The sequence below is a fragment of the Streptomyces sp. NBC_01477 genome (assembly GCF_036227245.1).
Classification (GTDB): Bacteria; Actinomycetota; Actinomycetes; order Streptomycetales; family Streptomycetaceae; genus Actinacidiphila.
Genome location: NZ_CP109445.1, coordinates 3,659,659 through 3,677,162, shown reverse-complemented (window position 1 = coordinate 3,677,162; position 17,504 = coordinate 3,659,659). Strand labels below are relative to the sequence as shown.

Genomic DNA, 17,504 nt, shown 5'->3' with positions numbered 1-17,504 from the left:
CAGGGCTCTGCGACCGGGCGGCGGGCGGCGGCTTCAGGCCGGCCCGCGCCGACGCCGGAGGCGGCCAGGCCCGGACGGCCCGCGACCCGGGTCCTACGCCTCGCGGCCGATGTGCCGCCCCGCGCCCGCGGCTAGCGTGCCGGTTATGACGCAGAACGATCAGCCCGCGGGACCCCGCAGCCGCGCGGAGCGCAAGCTCAACGCCCTGCGCCTGCTGGCGAACGAGCTGGACGTGTGGGTGGCGACCGCCGACGCGAGCGGCGTCCCGACGCTGATGCCGCTGACGTACCTGTGGGACGGCGAGGCGGTCTGGCTGTCCACCCGGCCGACCAACCCGACCGGCGCGAACCTGGCGGCGTCCGGCACCGTACGCCTGTGCCTGGGCACCACGCGGGACGTCGTGCACATCGAGGGCGCCGTGACCGCGTATACGGCGGACGAGCTGCCGGACGGCGTCGGCGACGCCTTCGCGGCGAAGGACGGCTGGGACCCCCGCAAGGAGCCGGACCGCTACGACTTCTACCGCGTCGCCCCCACCGCCCTCCGCGCCTGGGGCACCGTCCCCGAACTCAAGGACCGCCTCCTGCTGAACCACGGCACCTGGCTCCTCTGACCCGCGCCCCGACGCTCCGACGGGGGCAAGGAATCCTGCCAGGGGCGGCCCGCTCAAGGGTGCTGCGCCTCGATGAGGGACGCGGCCCGCTGGTCCAGCTCCTCGGCCACAGGGACGTCCTTGAGCCGGTGGAGGCGGGCTCGTACGGAGGCCACGGCCTCGGTCACCTTGACCGAGCGGATGCCCTCTGCGGTGTCGAGGAAGTCGTTCCACGTGGCCAGGGCGGCGTCGGTGTCGTCGCGGCGCAGGTGGATCTGGCCGAGGTCGGCGAGGACGATCGCGCGGGTCCTTCGGCGGTCCAGGCCATGGATCGCCAACGCGTGATGGAGGTGGTCCTCGGCAGCATCCAAGTCTCCGAGGCGGACCAGGATCATGCCGGTGTCGTGCGCCCACCGGCCGGCCGAGTAATGGGCGGCCCAGGACTCACCGGGAATCTTCGGCGCCCTCTCGATCGCCGCCTGGGAGGCCGACAGCGCGGCTGTGGCTGTCCTGCGGTCGCCGTCCAGGGCGGCTGCGTTGGCCAACGTCGCCTGGTAGTAGGCCACCGCCCGCGGGTCCTGGACCGAGCCGGCGAAGCGTACACACTCCTCCGACAGCCGCACCGCGGATGCCCGGTGCCCCAAGTCGATCGCCTGCACCGCCATGCCGCGCAGAGCGGTCGCGGAGAGCTCGGCATCGCCGGCCTCCGCGGCGAGGCGGAACGCGTGCGCGTAATACTGCTGGGCCAGGCCCTGGTCGCCCTCGTCGCCGGCCATCCACCCCGCCAGATGGACGAGCTGGGAAGTCGCGGCGAACAACTCGCGCCCGGTCGCCTCGGAGTAGTTCCCGTTCAGCCACGGGGCGACGTCCTGGGTGAGATAGCGGACGGCCAAATGGCGCGCGTGTCCGCCACCGAGTTCCGAGGCCGCGTCGCCGAGCACGGAGGTCATCCGGCGGAGCGCGAGAACCTCACCGCGCCCGACATTCACGCTGCCCGCGGCAGCGGCCCGGCTGCGGCGGGTGATCGCGTCCAGGTCCGGCAGGTCAAGCGCGGCCAGGGCGTACGAGGTGGTGGCGAGGAACTGCCGTCGCTCCAAGTCCGACCCTCCCAACCGGATGACTGAGGCCACGCTATCGGCGGACAGGCGGCGATCGGGGGCAAGCTGCGGCACCGGCTCAGGACCGGCTTGCGGCTCGTTGTCCAGCTTGAGGACTTTCACCAGCCACGGCATCCAGTAATCGGGGTCGCGGGTCCCGCGTTCCCACCGATACACCGAGCCGCGATCAAGGCCCCCGGGGCCGCGGCCTTCGGCGACTCCCAGCTTGCGGGCCAACTTCTGCTGGCTCCATCCCCGTGCGATCCGGGCGGCCCGGATCCGCTGGCCGAACGTCGACTCCACGGGCACAGCACCCCCGCCTCCGGGCCTACACGGGCCTACACCTGGCCCACAGCCTGGCAGCTCACATCCACCGGCTTGCTGCCGTTGACTCACTATCAGCCCTGCGAGGCACCAGGAACAGCTCGCATTGCGGCCCGGCGGCGGAACCGGGCGGTTCCGTCCGCTGCTGGGCGCGGGCCGTGCCCAGCGCGGCGAGAATCACCCACCACTGTTGGAGGGTTCCCATGACGATCACCCCGTTCGACCGGCGCATCTCGCGCCATCCCCGGACATGGGTCGCCCAGTGCGGATCCTGGTGCGGCTTGAACTGCGACTACTGCTATCTCGCGGACCGGCTCGAGCACCACCGCATGAGTCCCGCCGTGGCGATCGCCCTGGCGGACGCGGCCGCCGACTTCAGCGCAGACGGGCACCGGATCGACCTGGTCTGGCACGCGGGCGAGCCGCTCGGCACCGGCATCGCACGCTTCACCGAACTCGTCCGGCCCTTCGAGCATTTGCGGCGGCAGGGCTGCCTGACGCACTACGTCCAGACCAACGCGACCATGGTCACCGACAGGTGGTGCGACTTCCTGACCGCCCACGGCTTCACAGTCGGTGTCAGCCTCGACGGCCCGGCCCGGCTGAACACCCATCGCGTCGACTGGCACGGCAAGCCGTCCTACGACCGCACCGTGCGGGGCATCGCCAAGCTGCGCGAGCACGGCATCCGTTTCTCGATCATCGCCGTGGTCACCGCCGACAGTGTCGACCACCCGGACGAACTGCTCGACTTCCTCGCCGGCCTCGGCCCGACCTCGATCGGGCTGAACATCGAGGAGACCGAGGGCATCAACACCGTCCGCGCCACCCCGACGCTCGACCAGGCCCGCCGTTTCTGGCGCCGGACCATCGACTGGAGCCGCCGCCATCCGGACACCCGCGTACGGGAGACCGCACGGCTCGGAGGCGACCTGCGCCGCCTGCGCGAGCAGCCCGAGGCCCCGGCACCGCTGATCGACCCGATCCCCACCGTCACCTGGGACGGCCACGTCACACTGCTGTCCCCGGAACTCGCCGGCGTCCACGCCCCCGCCTACGACGACTTCCGCGCGGGGAACATCCTCGACCGGTCGATGCGGGAGATCCTCGGCGGCGCCGACCAGCTCGGCTACGTCCGCGAGTTCCTCGACGCACTGGACCTCTGCGAAACCGCCTGCCCGTTCTGGCGGTTCTGCCACGGCGCCCAGGCCGGGAACCGCTTCTTCGAACACGGCCGCCTCGACGTCGCCGAGACACGCTACTGCCGCACCAGCAAACAGGCCCTCGTCCAAGCACTGTCCGCTACCGTCCGAGAGGAACTCACCACATGAAACTGCTCGAGCTGCTCGCCACCACCGGCGCCCCCGTCATCGCCGACCTCACTGCCTCAGCTCCGGCCACGGCTGACTGGGACAACCAGCCCACCTGGGACAACACCGGCTCGACCTTTGACAACCGGCCGACCTGGGACAACTGGAGCAAGTAGCAGCGGGCACCACCGCAGCGGGGGGCCTGACGCGTTCGGGTCCGACCCCCCACCCGGCCCGACACCACAGAGGAGCACTTCGTGGACAGCCGCCACTTCGGCGCCATCACGGTCACCCTGCCGGACCTGGCCGCTGCCGGATCCGGCCTGGACAACGTCTCCCGCCTCGACACCACCCGCGGCTCGATCGAGGACTTCCAGTACATCGGCGAACGCCTTCGTGATCTCGACCTGACCGCGACGCGCCTGCTCAACGGCCGCCTCGGCGGCATCGAAGCCGACCGTGTCCGGATGGAGGAGACCCAGCTCCACTCGGTCGAGTTCACCGGCTGCACTGCCGGGGCGCTGCGCTGCGCGGGCAGCAAGCTCAGCCGCGTTGTCTTCCGCGACTGCACGTTCATGGGTGCCACCTTTGAGGACAGCACCTTCGACAACGTGCTCTTCGAGGGCTGCCGCCTCGATTACGCCGTCCTGGCCAAGGTCCGCGCGACCGGTCCGGTCGCCTTCTCCGCGTGCTCCCTCGTGGAGGCCGAGCTGACCGGCAACGATCTCGCCGACGAGACCGCGATCGACGGCTGCGTCCTGCGCGCCACCGATTTCCGCCCGGGCAACTACCGCGGCGTCGACCTGCGCGGCAGCGATCTGTCCGCGGTGAGCGGCGCCGTCAATCTGACCGGCGTGATCATCAGCCCCGGCCAGGAACACCAGCTCGCCCGGGCCCTCCTCGCCGGCCTGGACCTCACCGTCACCGACGAAGGACGCTGAACAGGAAGCACTGTGGACCTGAGGATCGCGCACACCGATGCCGGCCGTTTACGCGCCCGCTGCGAGATCACCACCCTCCGCCCGGCCGACACGGATGAGCCGTACGAGACCGGGGCCGCCGTCCCCGGCAACCGCTGGAACCCCCTGCCGCGGGACCTCCCCGCCGGCCTGAAGCCCGGGCAGAGCACCGACCACCGTTCCCTGGTCGAACTGGTCGCCCTCCCGCCGGGCGCGCCCCCCACCTCATTCGCCGCCCTGCCCGCCGCGCTCCCCGCCCCCCGGGTCACCTATCTGGGTCACCACACCAGCGGGCCGGAGCTGCTCACCACCACACCCAACCCCGCCAACGACCTCTTCGTCGGCGTCCACGTCGACAACCACGACCGCCTTCCCTACCGGACCCGGCACCTCAGTCGGCGCCGCCTCTGCTTCAACCTCGGCCCCGCGGCCCGCTACCTCCTCATCGGTGACCGGGACATCCGCACCATCGGCGAGGCCGTCCACCACAACCCCCAGCGCCGCCTTCCGCACACCGACGACTTGCGGGCCTACGTCACGGAAGGCCGGCCGATCAACATCCTCCGCATCCGCCTGGCGCCTGGCGAGGGCTACATCGCCCCTACCGAACTCTTCCCGCACGACGGCTCCACCCAAGGCTGCACGGCACCCTCCACCGCCGCGTTCTGGCTCGGCGACTGGGCCACGCACGGCTTGCCCTGGCTGGTGTAGGGCCCGGCGATACGGCGTCCGGCCGTATGTGTGCGGCGCGGGCGTCCAGGCCGGTGCGTGCCCCGTTCACAGCGGACCGAACGGCAGACGCCCCCGGTCCGGCAGGACCGGATCGGGGGCGCGGGGGCAAGGGTGGAGGGAGGGGACGGGGTCAGAGGACGCGGACTGCCCAGTCGGGCTCGTAGTCGGCCATCTGGTGGATCCCGACCGGGGTCGAGGAGTTCGCCGCGTCCAGGTACTGGCCGTTACCGATGAAGACGCCCACGTGGTAGGCGCTGCCCTGGCCGCCCCAGAAGATCAGGTCTCCCGGCTGGAGGCTGCCGAGGGCGACCGGCGTACCGGCCGTGGACTGCTCCTGCGACGTACGCGGCAGGTTGACGCCGACGGTGCCGTAGGCGACCTGGGTCAGGCCGGAGCAGTCGTACGAGTTGGGGCCCGTGGCGCCGTAGACGTACGGCTTGCCCAGCTGCGACTTGAGGAAGGCGATCAGCTGGTCGACCTTGGTGCCGGAGGCCGGGGCGACCGCCGCGGGGGCGGCGGTGGCGGTGGCGGAGGTCGCCGCCACCGGAGCGGCGGTGAGCGTCGTGCGCTTCGCGGAGCGCGAGGCGGCGATCGCGCTCGCGGTGGCCCGCGCCTTGGCGGCCTTGGCGGCGACGGCCGCCTTCTGCTTCGCGGCGGCGTCAGCGGCGGCCGCGGCCGCGGCCGCCGCCTTCGCCTGCGCCGCCGCCTGGTCCGCCGCCTGCTGCTGCGCGGCGGCCACCGATATCTCGATCGCGTCCTGCGCGATCGCATCGGCGGCCTGCCGGGTGGTGACAGCGGTCGACAGCGGGGTCGTCGACGGGGAAGACGTGGCCAGGGTGCGGGACGAGACCTTCTCGGCGGCCCGCGACTTCGGGGAGTGGTTGTCGGCTATGGCCGGGGCGGCTGCACCGCTGAGTGCGATTGCGCTGACGACGCCGCCGACGATTCCGGCCCTGCGCGTCCAGTTGGGACGGGTCGGTGCGGCGTGCCGCCGGCGGCCGGTATGGATGTGCTGAACGGACGCGGAGGTCCGGGGTCTGTTGTGGGGCATGCGTCTCTGGCTATCAGGAATGAAAGGTTCCGTTCAACAAAGGTGGGATGCGCCACAGTTGACGTGCTCACGGCTCAAATGCCCGTTTCATGATCGTGCCGATCGGGCGGTTTGATGCGGTTTCACATGGCCGGTGACGTATGTGCTCGTGCACGCGTTCACGCGTCGGACTCCTCGGCTCCGAGGGGCTGTTGGCCGGCCGGCCCGGCGCTATCACGAGGTCGCGTCCAACACCAATTTGCCCGCCGTCGCGGTCCCTTGATAAAGAGCGCAGGGCTCTGACCAGCGAGAATTAACATAGATGTGACGTGAAGTGATCGTTTGTGGATGATCTCCCCCATGATCACCGCTCATCCGACTTCATGATCATTGGTCAGGTGGTGGAGATCACAAAGCTCTGCCCGTACCCCGTGTCGCAGATCACAGACCGGGAGGCATAGGATGCAGGCGACTTGGGCTTGTGAACTGCCTCACATGGACGCGATCTTCGTCGCCGAAGGTGATGCGGACCACACCACAGGTCACGGTCCGTACATGTCAGTCACTGCCGACTGGAAGGAGCGGGGGACGGTGAACGCCTACGCGCCCATTTTCGTCCTGGGGGGCATCGCGGCCGGCTTCGCGATCTTCTCCGTTTTCATGGCCTCGATCATCGGGCCGAAACGGTACAACCGGGCCAAGTTGGAAGCGTACGAGTGCGGCATCGAGCCGACACCGCAGCCGGTCGGCGGCGGTCGCTTCCCGATCAAGTACTACCTGACGGCGATGCTCTTCATCGTCTTCGACATCGAGATCGTCTTCCTCTACCCCTGGGCCGTCACCTTCGACCGCCTGGGGATGTTCGGGCTGGTGGAGATGCTCCTCTTCGTGCTCACCGTCTTCGTCGCCTACGCGTACGTATGGCGGCGCGGCGGCCTGGAATGGGACTAGGGACCGAGGGGACCAGGGAGCCTACGCATGGGTATCGAAGAGAAACTGCCGAGCGGATTCCTGCTGACGACGGTGGAGACCGCGGCGGGCTGGGTACGTAAGGCGTCGGTCTTCCCGGCCACCTTCGGCCTGGCCTGCTGCGCCATCGAGATGATGACCACCGGTGCCGGGCGCTACGACATGGCCCGCTTCGGCATGGAGGTCTTCCGCGGCTCGCCGCGGCAGGCCGATCTGATGATCGTCGCGGGCCGGGTGAGCCAGAAGATGGCGCCGGTGCTGCGGCAGGTCTACGACCAGATGCCGAATCCGAAGTGGGTCATCTCGATGGGCGTCTGCGCATCGAGCGGCGGGATGTTCAACAACTACGCGATCGTGCAGGGCGTCGACCACATCGTGCCGGTCGACATCTACCTGCCCGGCTGCCCGCCGCGCCCCGAGATGCTGCTCGACGCGATCCTCAAGCTGCACGAGAAGATCCAGGGCGGCAAGCTCGGCGTGAACCGCGAGGAGGCCGCCCGCGAGGCGGAGGAAGCGGCCCGCAAGGCGCTCCCCACGATCGAGATGAAGGGGCTGCTGCGATGAGCGAGCAGAGCGGCAGCGTCCCGGCGCCGCGCGACCAGGCGCCCGGTGAGGTCATCGGCGTCCGCAAGGGCATGTTCGGCGCCAACAACGGCGGCGACACGTCCGGTTACGGCGGCCTGGTCCGTACCGTGCGGCTGCCCGGCGCCAGTTCGCGGCCCTACGGCGGGCCCGACGGGGTCTTCGACGAGGTCGCCGACGAGCTGGAGGGCGCCCTCGACGAGCAGGGCCTGCCGCCGGCCGACGCGATCGAGAAGACCGTCGTGGACCGCGGCGAGCTGACCTTCCACATCGCCCGCGAGCACCTGATGCGGGTCGCCCGCACGCTGCGCGACGACCCGGCGCTGCGCTTCGAGCTGTGCACCGGCGTCAGCGGGGTGCACTACCCCGGCGACGAGGGCCGCGAGCTGCACGCCGTCTACCACCTGCGGTCGATCACCCACGGGCGGCTGATCCGTATCGAGGTCGGTGTCCCCGACGCCGACCCGCACATCCCGTCGCTGGTGAGCGTCTACCCCACCAACGACTGGCACGAGCGCGAGACCTTCGACTTCTTCGGCATCGTCTTCGACGGCCACCCCGCGCTGACCCGGATCATGATGCCGGACGACTGGCCCGGCCACCCGCAGCGCAAGGACTACCCGCTCGGCGGCATCCCCGTCGAGTACAAGGGTGCCCAGATCCCGGCTCCCGACCAGCGGAGGTCGTACTCATGACGAACGGATACGCGTCCCCCCAGCAGGCCGAGGAGCGCGACACCACCGAGGGCCGGGTCTTCACCGTCACCGGCGGCGACTGGGACGAGCTGGCCGAGACCGTCGGCAAGTCCGACGACGAGCGGATCATCGTCAACATGGGCCCGCAGCACCCCTCCACCCACGGAGTGCTGCGGCTGATCCTGGAGATCGACGGCGAGACGGTCACCGAGGCGCGCTCGGGCATCGGCTATCTGCACACCGGTATCGAGAAGAACATGGAGTACAGGACCTGGGTCCAGGGCTCCACCTTCGTGACGCGGATGGACTACCTCACCCCGCTGTTCAACGAGACCGCGTACTGCCTGGCCGTGGAGAAGCTGCTCGGCATCACCGACCAGGTGCCGGACCGGGCGACCATCGTCCGGGTGCTGCTGATGGAGCTGAACCGGATCTCCTCGCACCTGGTGTGCATCGCCACCGGCGGCATGGAGCTGGGCGCCACCACGATCATGATCTACGGCTTCCGGGACCGCGAGATGATCCTGGACATCCTGGAGCTGATCACCGGGCTGCGGATGAACCACGCCTACGTGCGGGTCGGCGGCCTGGCCCAGGACCTGCCGCCCGGCGCGATCGACCAGGTGCGGGAGTTCGTGAAGACCTTCCGCAAGAACCTGCCCGAGTACGACAAGCTCGCCACCGGCAACCCCATCTTCAAGGGCCGGATGCAGGACGTCGGCTACCTGGACCTGACCGGCTGCATGTCGCTCGGCGCCACGGGTCCGATCCTGCGGGCCGCGGGCCTGCCGCACGACCTGCGCAAGTCCGACCCCTACTGCGGCTACGAGACCTACGACTTCGAGGTGCCGACCGCCGACACCTGCGACTCCTACGGGCGCTTCGTGGTCCGGCTGGCCGAGATGCACGAGAGCCTGCGGATCATCGAGCAGTGCCTCGACCGGCTCGTGCCCGGCCCGGTGATGGTCGAGGACAAGAAGATCGCCTGGCCCGCGCAGCTCGCGCTCGGCCCGGACGGCATGGGCAACAGCCTCGACCACATCAAGAAGATCATGGGCACCTCGATGGAGGCCCTGATCCACCACTTCAAGCTGGTCACCGAGGGCTTCCGGGTGCCGCCGGGGCAGGCCTACGCGGCGGTGGAGTCCGCGAAGGGCGAACTGGGCGTGCACGCCGTCAGCGACGGCGGCACCCGCCCCTACCGGGTGCACTTCCGCGACCCGTCGTTCACCAATCTGCAGTCTATGGCGGCGATGTGCGAGGGCGGCCAGCTCGCCGACGTCATCGTCGCGGTGGCGTCCATCGACCCCGTGATGGGAGGCGTCGACCGATGACCGACGTGTCACTGGGCATCCCGCAGATGCCCGCGCCCGACTACCCGGCCGACGTGCGCGCCCGGCTGGAGAGCGACGCCCGGGAGGTGATCGCCCGCTACCCGGGATCGCGCAGCGCCCTGCTGCCGCTGCTGCACCTGGTGCAGTCCGAGGAGGGCCACGTCACCCGCACCGGCATCCGCTTCTGCGCCGAGATGCTGGACCTCACCACGGCCGAGGTCACCGCGGTGTCGACCTTCTACACGATGTACCGCCGCAAGCCGAGCGGCGACTACCAGGTCGGGGTGTGCACCAACACGCTGTGCGCGGTGATGGGCGGCGACGCCATCTTCGACGAGCTCAAGCAGCACCTCGGCGTCGGCAACGACGAGACGACCGCGGACGGCAAGGTCACCCTCGAACACATCGAGTGCAACGCGGCCTGCGACTTCGCCCCGGTGGTGATGGTCAACTGGGAGTTCTTCGACAACCAGACCCCCGACTCCGCCCGGCAGCTGGTCGACGACCTGATCGCCGGCCGTGAGGTGCGCCCCACCCGGGGCGCGCCGCTGTGCTCGTACAAGGAGACCGCCCGCATCCTGGCCGGCTTCCCCGACACCCGCGAGGGCGCGGTCGAGGCGAGCGGCGGCGCGGGTCCCGCGTCGCTGGCCGGCCTGCGGCTGCACCGCGGCGAGGCCCCGGCCCGGGTGGTCGGCCAGCGCGCCGAGTCCCCGAGCGACGACAGCGGCGCCACGCGCTCCGCGCCGTCGCCCGCCGAGCACGCCAGCTCGCACGACGCGCCCCGGCAGACGGCCGAGTCCGATCCGGCCAACCCCGCGGACCCCGTCGCCGACAACGCCACAGAGGAGGAGGACGAGTGATGACCGTGGAACCGGCCGAGAAGCTGCTCGCGCCCGTACTGTCCGCCTTCTGGGACGACCCGCGGTCATGGACGCTGGAGACCTACCGCAGGCACGACGGCTACGAGGCGCTGACCAAGGCCTTCGCGATGGCCCCCGACGACGTGATCGCCTACGTCAAGGACTCGGGCCTGCGCGGACGCGGCGGCGCGGGCTTCCCCACCGGCATGAAGTGGCAGTTCATCCCGCAGGGCGACGGCAAGCCGCACTACCTGGTGGTCAACGCGGACGAGTCCGAGCCGGGGACGTGCAAGGACATCCCGCTGCTCTTCGCCAACCCGCACTCCCTCATCGAGGGCATGATCATCGCGTGTTACGCGATCCGCTCGCATCACGCCTTCATCTACCTCCGCGGTGAGACCGTCCCGGTACTGCGCCGACTGCACGAAGCCGTCCGCGAGGCCTACGAGGCCGGCTACCTGGGCACCGACATCCAGGGCAGTGGCTTCGACCTGGAGATCACCGTGCACGCCGGGGCCGGGGCCTACATCTGCGGCGAGGAGACCGCGCTGCTGGACTCCCTGGAGGGGCGCCGCGGCCAGCCGAGGCTGCGCCCGCCCTTCCCCGCCGTCGAGGGGCTCTACGCCTGCCCCACCGTGGTGAACAACGTGGAGTCCATCGCGTCGGTTCCCGCGATCATCCAGCGCGGCAAGGACTGGTTCAAATCGATGGGCAGCGAGAAGTCCCCCGGCTTCACGCTCTATTCGCTGTCGGGACACGTCGCCCGCCCCGGCCAGTACGAGGGCCCGCTCGGCATCACCCTGCGCCAGCTGCTCGACATGGGCGGCGGAATGCGGCCCGGCCACCGGCTCAAGTTCTGGACCCCCGGCGGCTCGTCCACCCCGATGTTCACCGAGGAACACCTCGACGTGCCGCTGGACTACGAGGGCGTCGGCGCCGCCGGCTCGATGCTCGGCACCAAGGCCCTCCAGTGCTTCGACGAGACCACCTGCGTGGTGCGGGCGGTCACCCGGTGGACCGAGTTCTACGCCCACGAGTCGTGCGGCAAGTGCACGCCGTGCCGCGAGGGCACCTACTGGCTGGTGCAGCTGCTCAGGGACATCGAGGCCGGCAAGGGCCGGATCGAGGACCTGGACAAGCTGAACGACATCGCCGACAACATAAACGGCAAGTCCTTCTGCGCCCTCGGTGACGGCGCCGCCGCCCCGATCTTCTCCTCCCTCAAGTACTTCCGCGAGGAGTACGAGGAGCACATCGAGGGCAAGGGCTGCCCCTTCGACCCGGCCCGCTCCACCGCCTGGGCCGACAAGTACCGTACGGAGGCCCACGCGTGACCGTCACCACAAGCAGTGCGTCCTCCGGCGCGGGGCAGCCCGCGGTGCCGCCGCAGGACCTGGTCTCCATCACCGTCGACGGCATCCCGCTCTCGGTGCCCAAGGGCACCCTGGTGATCAGGGCCGCCGAAATGCTCGGCATCGAGGTCCCGCGGTTCTGCGACCACCCGCTGCTCGACCCGGTCGGCGCCTGCCGGCAGTGCATCGTCGAGATCGAGGGCCAGCGCAAGCCGGTCGCCTCCTGCACCATCACCTGCACCGACGGCATGGTGGTCCACACCCAGCTGTCCTCGCCGGTCGCCGAGAAGGCGCAGCGCGGGGTGATGGAGCTGCTGCTGATCAACCACCCGCTGGACTGCCCGGTGTGCGACAAGGGCGGCGAGTGCCCGCTGCAGAACCAGGCGATGCAGGTCGGCGACCCCGACTCGCGCTTCGAGGGCAGGAAGCGCACCTTCGCCAAGCCGGTGCCGATCTCGGCGCAGGTGCTGCTGGACCGCGAGCGGTGCGTGCTGTGCGCGCGCTGCACCCGGTTCAGCAACCAGGTGGCCGGCGACCCGATGATCGAGCTGCTGGAGCGCGGGGCGCTGCAGCAGGTGGGCACCGGCGAGGGCGACCCGTTCGAGTCGTACTTCTCCGGCAACACCATCCAGATCTGCCCGGTCGGCGCGCTCACCTCGGCCGCGTACCGCTTCCGCTCCCGGCCCTTCGACCTGGTGTCGTCGCCGTCGGTGTGCGAGCACTGCGCGGGCGGCTGCGCCACCCGTACCGACCACCGGCGCGGCAAGGTCCTGCGGCGGCTCGCCTCGAACGACCCCGAGGTCAACGAGGAGTGGCTGTGCGACAAGGGCCGCTTCGGCTTCCGCTACGCCCAGCGCCCCGAGCGGCTGACCCACCCGCTGGTCCGCGGCGCCGACGGTGAACTGGCCCCGGCCTCCTGGCCCGAGGCGCTCGCCGCCGCCGCGGCCGGGCTGACCGCGGCGCACGGCCGGGCGGCCGTGCTGCCCGGCGGCCGGCTCACGGTCGAGGACGCCTACGCGTACAGCAAGTTCGCCCGGGTCGTGCTCGGCACGAACGACGTGGACTTCCGGGCCCGCGCCCACTCCGCCGAGGAGGCCGACTTCCTGGCCGCCGCGGTCGCCGGCCGCGGGCTCGACCTCGACGGCAGCGGCATCACCAACGCCAGGCTGGAGGCCGCGCCCGCGGTCCTGCTGGCGGGCCTCGAAGCCGAGGAGGAGGCCCCCGGGGTCTTCCTGCGGCTCCGCAAGGCGCACCGCAAGCGCAAGCAGCAGACGTACGCGCTCGCCACCCACGCCACCCGCGGCCTGGACAAGGCGGGCGGCGTCCTGCTGCCCGCGGCGCCCGGCACCGAGCCGGAGTGGATGGACGCGCTCGCCGGCGGGGTCGGCCTGGACGAGGCCGGACGGCAGGCCGCGGACGCGCTGAGGACCGAAGGCGCCGTCATCCTGGTCGGCGAGCGGCTGGCCGCCGTGCCCGGCGCGCTCACCGCGGCGATCCGGCTGGCCACCGCCACCGGCGCCGCCCTGGCGTGGATCCCGCGCCGGGCCGGCGAGCGCGGCGCGGTCGAGGCCGGCGCGCTGCCGGGGCTGCTGCCCGGCGGACGCCAGGTCACCGACCCGCGGGCCCGCGACGAGGTGTCCCTTGTGTGGGGGCTGCCCACCCTGCCGGGCCGCTTCGGGCGGGACACCGCCGGGATCCTGGAGGCAGCCGCGGCCGGCGAGCTGGGCGCGCTGCTCATCGGTGGCGTCGAGGTCGCCGACCTGCCGGACCCGGCCCGCGCCCGCGCGGCGCTGGACGCGGTCGGCTTCGTCGTCAGCCTGGAGCAGCGGCCGAGCGAGGTGACCGACCGCGCCGACGTGGTGCTGCCGGTGGCCGCGGTCGCCGAGAAATCCGGCACCTTCCTCAACTGGGAGGGCCGGGTGCGGATGTTCGAGGCCGCGATCAAGCCCGACCAGGCCACCAGCAGGCACCAGCAGCCGGACGCCCGGGTGCTGACCATGCTGGCCGACGCGCTCGACGTGTCGCTCGGCCTGTCCGACGTCCGGTCCGCGCGCGCCGAACTGGACCGCCTCTCCGGCTGGTCCGGCTCCTACGGGCCCGCGCCGCTGGAGTCCTCGGTCCCGCTGCCGCGCCCCGAGTCCGGTCAGGCGGTGCTCGCCGGACACCGGCTGCTGCTCGACCAGGGCCGGCTCCAGGACGGCGACGACGCCCTGGCCGCGACCCGCCACGCGGCGGTGGCCCGGCTCTCCCCGGCGACGGCGGCCGAACTCGGCGCGGCGGACGGCACGCAGCTCACGGTGACCGGACCCGCGGGCGCCACCACGCTGCCGCTGGCCGTCACCCCGATGCCCGACCGCGTGGTCTGGCTCCCGCTCAACTCGACGGGCGACGGCGTGGCGTCCGATGTCGGCGCCCGCCCGGGCCAGGTCGTTGCGATCTCCGCGGAGGCGTCCTCATGACCGCTCAGCTCGCCGGCGCCAGCCAGCTGGCCGCCACCACGGAGAACCTGTCGTTCTTCGGCAACGACGTGTGGTGGCTGATCCTGCTCAAGGCCGTCTTCTGCTTCGCCTTCGCGATGCTGACCGTGCTGTTCTCCATCGTGTGGGAGCGCAAGGTCGTCGCCTGGATGCAGCTGCGCATCGGCCCCAACCGGCACGGGCCCTGGGGCATGCTCCAGTCGCTCGCCGACGGTGTGAAGCTGATGCTCAAGGAGGACATCACCGTCAAGCGGGCCGACAAGGTGATCTTCGTCCTCGCGCCGATCGTGGCGGCGATCCCCGCCTTCATGGCCTTCGCGGTGGTCCCCTTCGGCCCGGCCGACAACGAGGTGTCCATCTTCGGCCAGCGCACCGCGCTCCAGCTCACCGACCTGCCGATCGGCATCCTCTACATCCTGGCGACCGCCTCGGTCGGCATCTACGGCATCGTGCTGGCCGGCTGGTCGTCGGGCTCGACGTACCCGCTGCTCGGCGGCCTGCGCGCGTCGGCCCAGATGATCTCGTACGAGATCGCGATGGGCCTGTCCTTCGCTGCGGTCTTCCTCTACTCCGGGTCGATGTCGACCTCGACCATCGTCGGCGCCCAGCACGACCGCTGGTACGTGATCCTGCTGCCGGTGTCGTTCCTGGTCTACATCTGCACGATGATCGGCGAGACCAACCGCGCCCCCTTCGACATGCCCGAGTCCGAGGGCGACCTGGTCGGCGGCTTCAACACCGAGTACAGCTCGATCAAGTTCGCGCTGTTCATGCTCGCCGAGTACGTCAACATGGTGACCGTCTCGGCGGTCGCCACCACCCTTTTCCTCGGCGGCTGGCGGGCCCCCTGGCCGGTCAGCACCTTCTGGGAGGGCGCGAACCACGGCTGGTGGCCGATGCTCTGGTTCGTGGTCAAGGTCCAGCTGCTGCTGTTCTTCTTCATCTGGCTGCGCGGCACCCTGCCCCGGGTGCGCTACGACCAGCTGATGAAGCTCGGCTGGAAGGTGCTCATCCCGATCTCGATGGTCTGGCTGATGCTGGTCGCCGCGGTCCGCGCGATGCGCAACGACAACTACGACTTCACCAAGATCGTGCTGTACATCGCGGGCGCGGTGCTGGTGCTGCTGCTGATCTCGCTGGTCGCGGACCTGTTCAGGGACCGGGAGGACAAGCAGAAGCCCGGCGAGGACGGACTCCTCGCCCCGCCGGCCACGTTCGACCCGATGGCCGGCGGCTACCCCGTACCACCGCTGCCAGGGCAGCAGGTGCAGCGGGTGCCGCGCCGCCCCAGCCGGGCGGAGCCCCAACTCGTCGGCGCATCCGGCCAGGACGCCCCGGAGCAGGAGAAGCAGGAGGACGGCGATGCCTGAGTTCCTCGGCCCGGTCGCAGGCTTCGGCGTGACCTTCAAGGCCATGTTCAAGAAGCGGCTCACCGAGCAGTACCCCGAGTACAAGAAGCCCACAGCACCGCGTTTCCACGGCCGCCACCAGCTCAACCGGCACCCCGACGGCCTGGAGAAGTGCATCGGCTGCGAACTGTGCGCGTGGGCCTGCCCGGCGGACGCGATCTACGTGGAGGGCGCGGACAACACCGAGGAGGAGCGCTACTCCCCGGGTGAGCGCTACGGCCGCGTCTACCAGATCAACTACGCCCGCTGCATCCTGTGCGGGCTGTGCATCGAGGCGTGCCCGACCCGCGCGCTGACCATGACCAACGAGTACGAACTCGCCGACCGGACCCGCGAGTCGCTGATCTTCACCAAGGAGCAGCTGCTGTCGGGCCTGGAGGAGGGCATGGTCGAGTCGCCGCACTCGATCTTCCCCGGCATGGACGAGGGCGACTACTACCGGGGCCTGGTCACTGAGGCCGCCCCCGGCACCGAACGGCAGGTGGCCGTCTCCAAGGGCGAGAAGCCCGACGAGAGCGTGCACGCCGACAGCGGGGGCGACGTCGAGATCATCGCCCCCGGCGGCTCGGCACCCGCGGGAACGGGGGCCGAGGCATGATGTCGCTCGCGGCAGCCGCCGCCTCGCAGACCTCCACCGGTGAGGCCGTGCAGTTCTGGATCCTGGGCACGGTCGCCGTGCTCGGGGCGCTGGGCACGGTCCTGATGAAGAAGTCCATCCACAGCGCCCTGTCGCTGGCCGGCACGATGATCATCCTGGCGGTCTTCTACCTGGCGCAGGGCGCGTACTTCCTGGGCGTGGTCCAGATCGTCGTCTACACCGGCGCGATCATGATGCTGTTCCTGTTCGTGGTCATGCTGGTCGGCATCACCGCGGCGGACTCGCTCAAGGAGACGCTCAAGGGCCAGCGCATCATGGCCGCGGTGTGCGGGCTCGGCTTCGGCATCCTGCTCATCGCCGGTATCGCCAACGCCTCGCTGCACACCTTCACCGGTCTGGGCGCGGCCAACACCGCGGACGGCGGCAACGTCCAGGGCCTGGCGCACCTGCTGTTCACCAAGTACGTGTGGGCCTTCGAGATCACCGGCGCCCTGCTGATCACCGCCGCCGTCGGCGCCATGGTGCTCACCCACCGGGAGCGCACCGAGGAGCGCCGCACCCAGCGCGAACTGTCCGAGACCCGGGTCCGCGAGGGCCGCCAGGTCACCCCGCTGCCCGCCCCCGGCACGTACGCCCGGCACAACGCGGTGGACATCCCGGCGCTGCTGCCCGACGGCACGATCTCCGAGCTGTCGGTCAGCTCCACGCTGCGCGACCGCGGCCAGATCCGCGATGTGTCGGGTGACGCCATGCGGCGGCTCGCCGACCTCGACCACAGCTCCGAGCGGTGGCTGGGGCGCGAGCCCGACCGTCCCGCGGTCGGGCCGTCCCGGCCGGCCGGCCACAACGAGCGGGCCGAGGAGGGTGCCAAGTGAATCCGGCCAACTACCTGTACCTGTCGGCGCTGCTGTTCACCATCGGTGCCGCCGGTGTGCTGATCCGGCGCAACGCGATCGTCGTCTTCATGTGCGTCGAGCTGATGCTGAACGCCTGCAACCTGGCGTTCGTCACCTTCTCCCGGCTGCACGGCAACCTCGACGGGCAGGTCATCGCGTTCTTCACGATGGTCGTGGCCGCCGCCGAGGTCGTGGTCGGGCTCGCGATCATCGTGTCGATCTTCCGTTCCCGCCACTCGGCCTCGGTCGACGACGCCAATCTCATGAAGCTGTAGAGGGGCTGCGACA

Annotated in this window: 18 protein-coding genes; 16 read left to right on the top strand and 2 right to left on the bottom strand. The window is 70.7% G+C overall.

The genetic code is table 11. The features are described from left to right. The first annotated feature begins 145 nt into the window (after positions 1–145). A complete protein-coding gene (locus OHA86_RS15100; protein ID WP_329175766.1) occupies positions 146–613 on the top strand; it encodes a pyridoxamine 5'-phosphate oxidase family protein in 468 nt (155 codons plus the stop codon). Positions 614–666: 53 nt separating this feature from the next. Here OHA86_RS15100 and OHA86_RS15095 read toward each other — a convergent pair whose 3' ends face one another. Further along, a complete protein-coding gene (locus OHA86_RS15095) occupies positions 667–1,992 on the bottom strand; it encodes a helix-turn-helix transcriptional regulator (protein WP_329175764.1) in 1,326 nt (441 codons plus the stop codon). 224 nt (positions 1,993–2,216) lie between these two features. Here OHA86_RS15095 and amcB point away from each other — a divergent pair, with 224 nt between their 5' ends. From amcB to OHA86_RS15075, 4 genes are all read left to right on the top strand, one after another. After that, positions 2,217–3,344, top strand: coding sequence for a cyclophane-forming radical SAM peptide maturase AmcB (gene amcB, locus OHA86_RS15090; RefSeq protein ID WP_329175762.1), 1,128 nt, complete (start codon positions 2,217–2,219; stop codon positions 3,342–3,344). Continuing rightward, on the top strand, positions 3,341–3,499 hold the full coding sequence (amcA, locus tag OHA86_RS15085; RefSeq protein WP_329175760.1) for a multiple cyclophane-containing RiPP AmcA: 159 nt from the start codon (positions 3,341–3,343) through the stop codon (positions 3,497–3,499). Before amcB ends, amcA begins: the two co-directional genes overlap by 4 nt. Positions 3,500–3,580: 81 nt before the next feature. After that, positions 3,581–4,264: a pentapeptide repeat-containing protein gene (locus tag OHA86_RS15080; RefSeq protein ID WP_329175758.1), complete on the top strand. Its 684-nt coding sequence runs from the start codon at positions 3,581–3,583 to the stop codon at positions 4,262–4,264. Positions 4,265–4,276: 12 nt separating this feature from the next. Beyond that, positions 4,277–4,993, top strand: a complete 717-nt coding sequence (locus OHA86_RS15075) for a hypothetical protein (protein ID WP_329175757.1) — start codon at positions 4,277–4,279, stop codon at positions 4,991–4,993. Positions 4,994–5,144: 151 nt separating this feature from the next. Here OHA86_RS15075 and OHA86_RS15070 read toward each other — a convergent pair whose 3' ends face one another. Next, on the bottom strand, positions 5,145–6,065 hold the full coding sequence (locus OHA86_RS15070; protein WP_329175756.1) for a C40 family peptidase: 921 nt from the start codon (positions 6,063–6,065) through the stop codon (positions 5,145–5,147). A gap of 570 nt (positions 6,066–6,635) precedes the next feature. Between OHA86_RS15070 and OHA86_RS15065 the strand changes: the two genes are divergently transcribed. The 11 genes from OHA86_RS15065 to nuoK are packed head-to-tail and all read left to right on the top strand — an operon-like array spanning position 6,636 to position 17,491. Further along, positions 6,636–6,995, top strand: coding sequence for an NADH-quinone oxidoreductase subunit A (locus OHA86_RS15065; protein ID WP_073501933.1), 360 nt, complete (start codon positions 6,636–6,638; stop codon positions 6,993–6,995). Between the two features lie 27 nt (positions 6,996–7,022). Beyond that, the gene (locus OHA86_RS15060) at positions 7,023–7,577 is read left to right on the top strand and encodes a NuoB/complex I 20 kDa subunit family protein (RefSeq protein ID WP_033177720.1); all 555 of its coding nucleotides are present in this window, start codon (positions 7,023–7,025) and stop codon (positions 7,575–7,577) included. Further along, on the top strand, positions 7,574–8,290 hold the full coding sequence (locus OHA86_RS15055) for an NADH-quinone oxidoreductase subunit C (RefSeq protein ID WP_329175755.1): 717 nt from the start codon (positions 7,574–7,576) through the stop codon (positions 8,288–8,290). Before OHA86_RS15060 ends, OHA86_RS15055 begins: the two co-directional genes overlap by 4 nt. After that, positions 8,287–9,624 (top strand): NADH-quinone oxidoreductase subunit D, encoded by a 1,338-nt coding sequence (locus OHA86_RS15050; RefSeq protein WP_329175753.1) that lies wholly within the window; start codon positions 8,287–8,289, stop codon positions 9,622–9,624. The genes OHA86_RS15055 and OHA86_RS15050 overlap by 4 nt, the downstream gene beginning before the upstream one ends. Continuing rightward, on the top strand, positions 9,621–10,484 hold the full coding sequence (nuoE, locus tag OHA86_RS15045) for an NADH-quinone oxidoreductase subunit NuoE (protein ID WP_329175751.1): 864 nt from the start codon (positions 9,621–9,623) through the stop codon (positions 10,482–10,484). The genes OHA86_RS15050 and nuoE overlap by 4 nt, the downstream gene beginning before the upstream one ends. Beyond that, the gene (gene nuoF / locus OHA86_RS15040; protein WP_329175748.1) at positions 10,484–11,818 is read left to right on the top strand and encodes an NADH-quinone oxidoreductase subunit NuoF; all 1,335 of its coding nucleotides are present in this window, start codon (positions 10,484–10,486) and stop codon (positions 11,816–11,818) included. Before nuoE ends, nuoF begins: the two co-directional genes overlap by 1 nt. Next, on the top strand, positions 11,815–14,295 hold the full coding sequence (locus tag OHA86_RS15035; protein ID WP_329175746.1) for an NADH-quinone oxidoreductase subunit G: 2,481 nt from the start codon (positions 11,815–11,817) through the stop codon (positions 14,293–14,295). Before nuoF ends, OHA86_RS15035 begins: the two co-directional genes overlap by 4 nt. Then, positions 14,292–15,683, top strand: a complete 1,392-nt coding sequence (gene nuoH, locus OHA86_RS15030) for an NADH-quinone oxidoreductase subunit NuoH (RefSeq protein ID WP_329175745.1) — start codon at positions 14,292–14,294, stop codon at positions 15,681–15,683. The genes OHA86_RS15035 and nuoH overlap by 4 nt, the downstream gene beginning before the upstream one ends. After that, entirely contained in the window at positions 15,676–16,320 is a 645-nt protein-coding gene (nuoI, locus tag OHA86_RS15025; RefSeq protein ID WP_329175743.1) for an NADH-quinone oxidoreductase subunit NuoI, read from the top strand. Before nuoH ends, nuoI begins: the two co-directional genes overlap by 8 nt. Further along, positions 16,317–17,195, top strand: a complete 879-nt coding sequence (locus OHA86_RS15020) for an NADH-quinone oxidoreductase subunit J (RefSeq protein WP_329175742.1) — start codon at positions 16,317–16,319, stop codon at positions 17,193–17,195. Before nuoI ends, OHA86_RS15020 begins: the two co-directional genes overlap by 4 nt. Beyond that, positions 17,192–17,491 carry an NADH-quinone oxidoreductase subunit NuoK gene (nuoK, locus tag OHA86_RS15015; protein ID WP_033177728.1) on the top strand — a complete coding sequence of 100 codons (300 nt, stop codon included), beginning with the start codon at positions 17,192–17,194 and terminating at the stop codon, positions 17,489–17,491. The genes OHA86_RS15020 and nuoK overlap by 4 nt, the downstream gene beginning before the upstream one ends. The last annotated feature ends 13 nt before the right edge of the window (positions 17,492–17,504 follow it).

Coding starts and splice junctions, on each gene's coding strand:
- nuoE (WP_329175751.1), top strand. CDS start 9,621: ATGACCGACGTGTCACTGGGCATCCCGCAGATGCCCGCGCCCGACTAC.
- OHA86_RS15020 (WP_329175742.1), top strand. CDS start 16,317: ATGATGTCGCTCGCGGCAGCCGCCGCCTCGCAGACCTCCACCGGTGAG.
- nuoI (WP_329175743.1), top strand. CDS start 15,676: ATGCCTGAGTTCCTCGGCCCGGTCGCAGGCTTCGGCGTGACCTTCAAG.
- nuoH (WP_329175745.1), top strand. CDS start 14,292: ATGACCGCTCAGCTCGCCGGCGCCAGCCAGCTGGCCGCCACCACGGAG.
- OHA86_RS15100 (WP_329175766.1), top strand. CDS start 146: ATGACGCAGAACGATCAGCCCGCGGGACCCCGCAGCCGCGCGGAGCGC.
- OHA86_RS15050 (WP_329175753.1), top strand. CDS start 8,287: ATGACGAACGGATACGCGTCCCCCCAGCAGGCCGAGGAGCGCGACACC.
- OHA86_RS15055 (WP_329175755.1), top strand. CDS start 7,574: ATGAGCGAGCAGAGCGGCAGCGTCCCGGCGCCGCGCGACCAGGCGCCC.
- amcA (WP_329175760.1), top strand. CDS start 3,341: ATGAAACTGCTCGAGCTGCTCGCCACCACCGGCGCCCCCGTCATCGCC.
- OHA86_RS15060 (WP_033177720.1), top strand. CDS start 7,023: ATGGGTATCGAAGAGAAACTGCCGAGCGGATTCCTGCTGACGACGGTG.
- amcB (WP_329175762.1), top strand. CDS start 2,217: ATGACGATCACCCCGTTCGACCGGCGCATCTCGCGCCATCCCCGGACA.
- nuoF (WP_329175748.1), top strand. CDS start 10,484: ATGACCGTGGAACCGGCCGAGAAGCTGCTCGCGCCCGTACTGTCCGCC.
- OHA86_RS15070 (WP_329175756.1), bottom strand. CDS start 6,065: ATGCCCCACAACAGACCCCGGACCTCCGCGTCCGTTCAGCACATCCAT.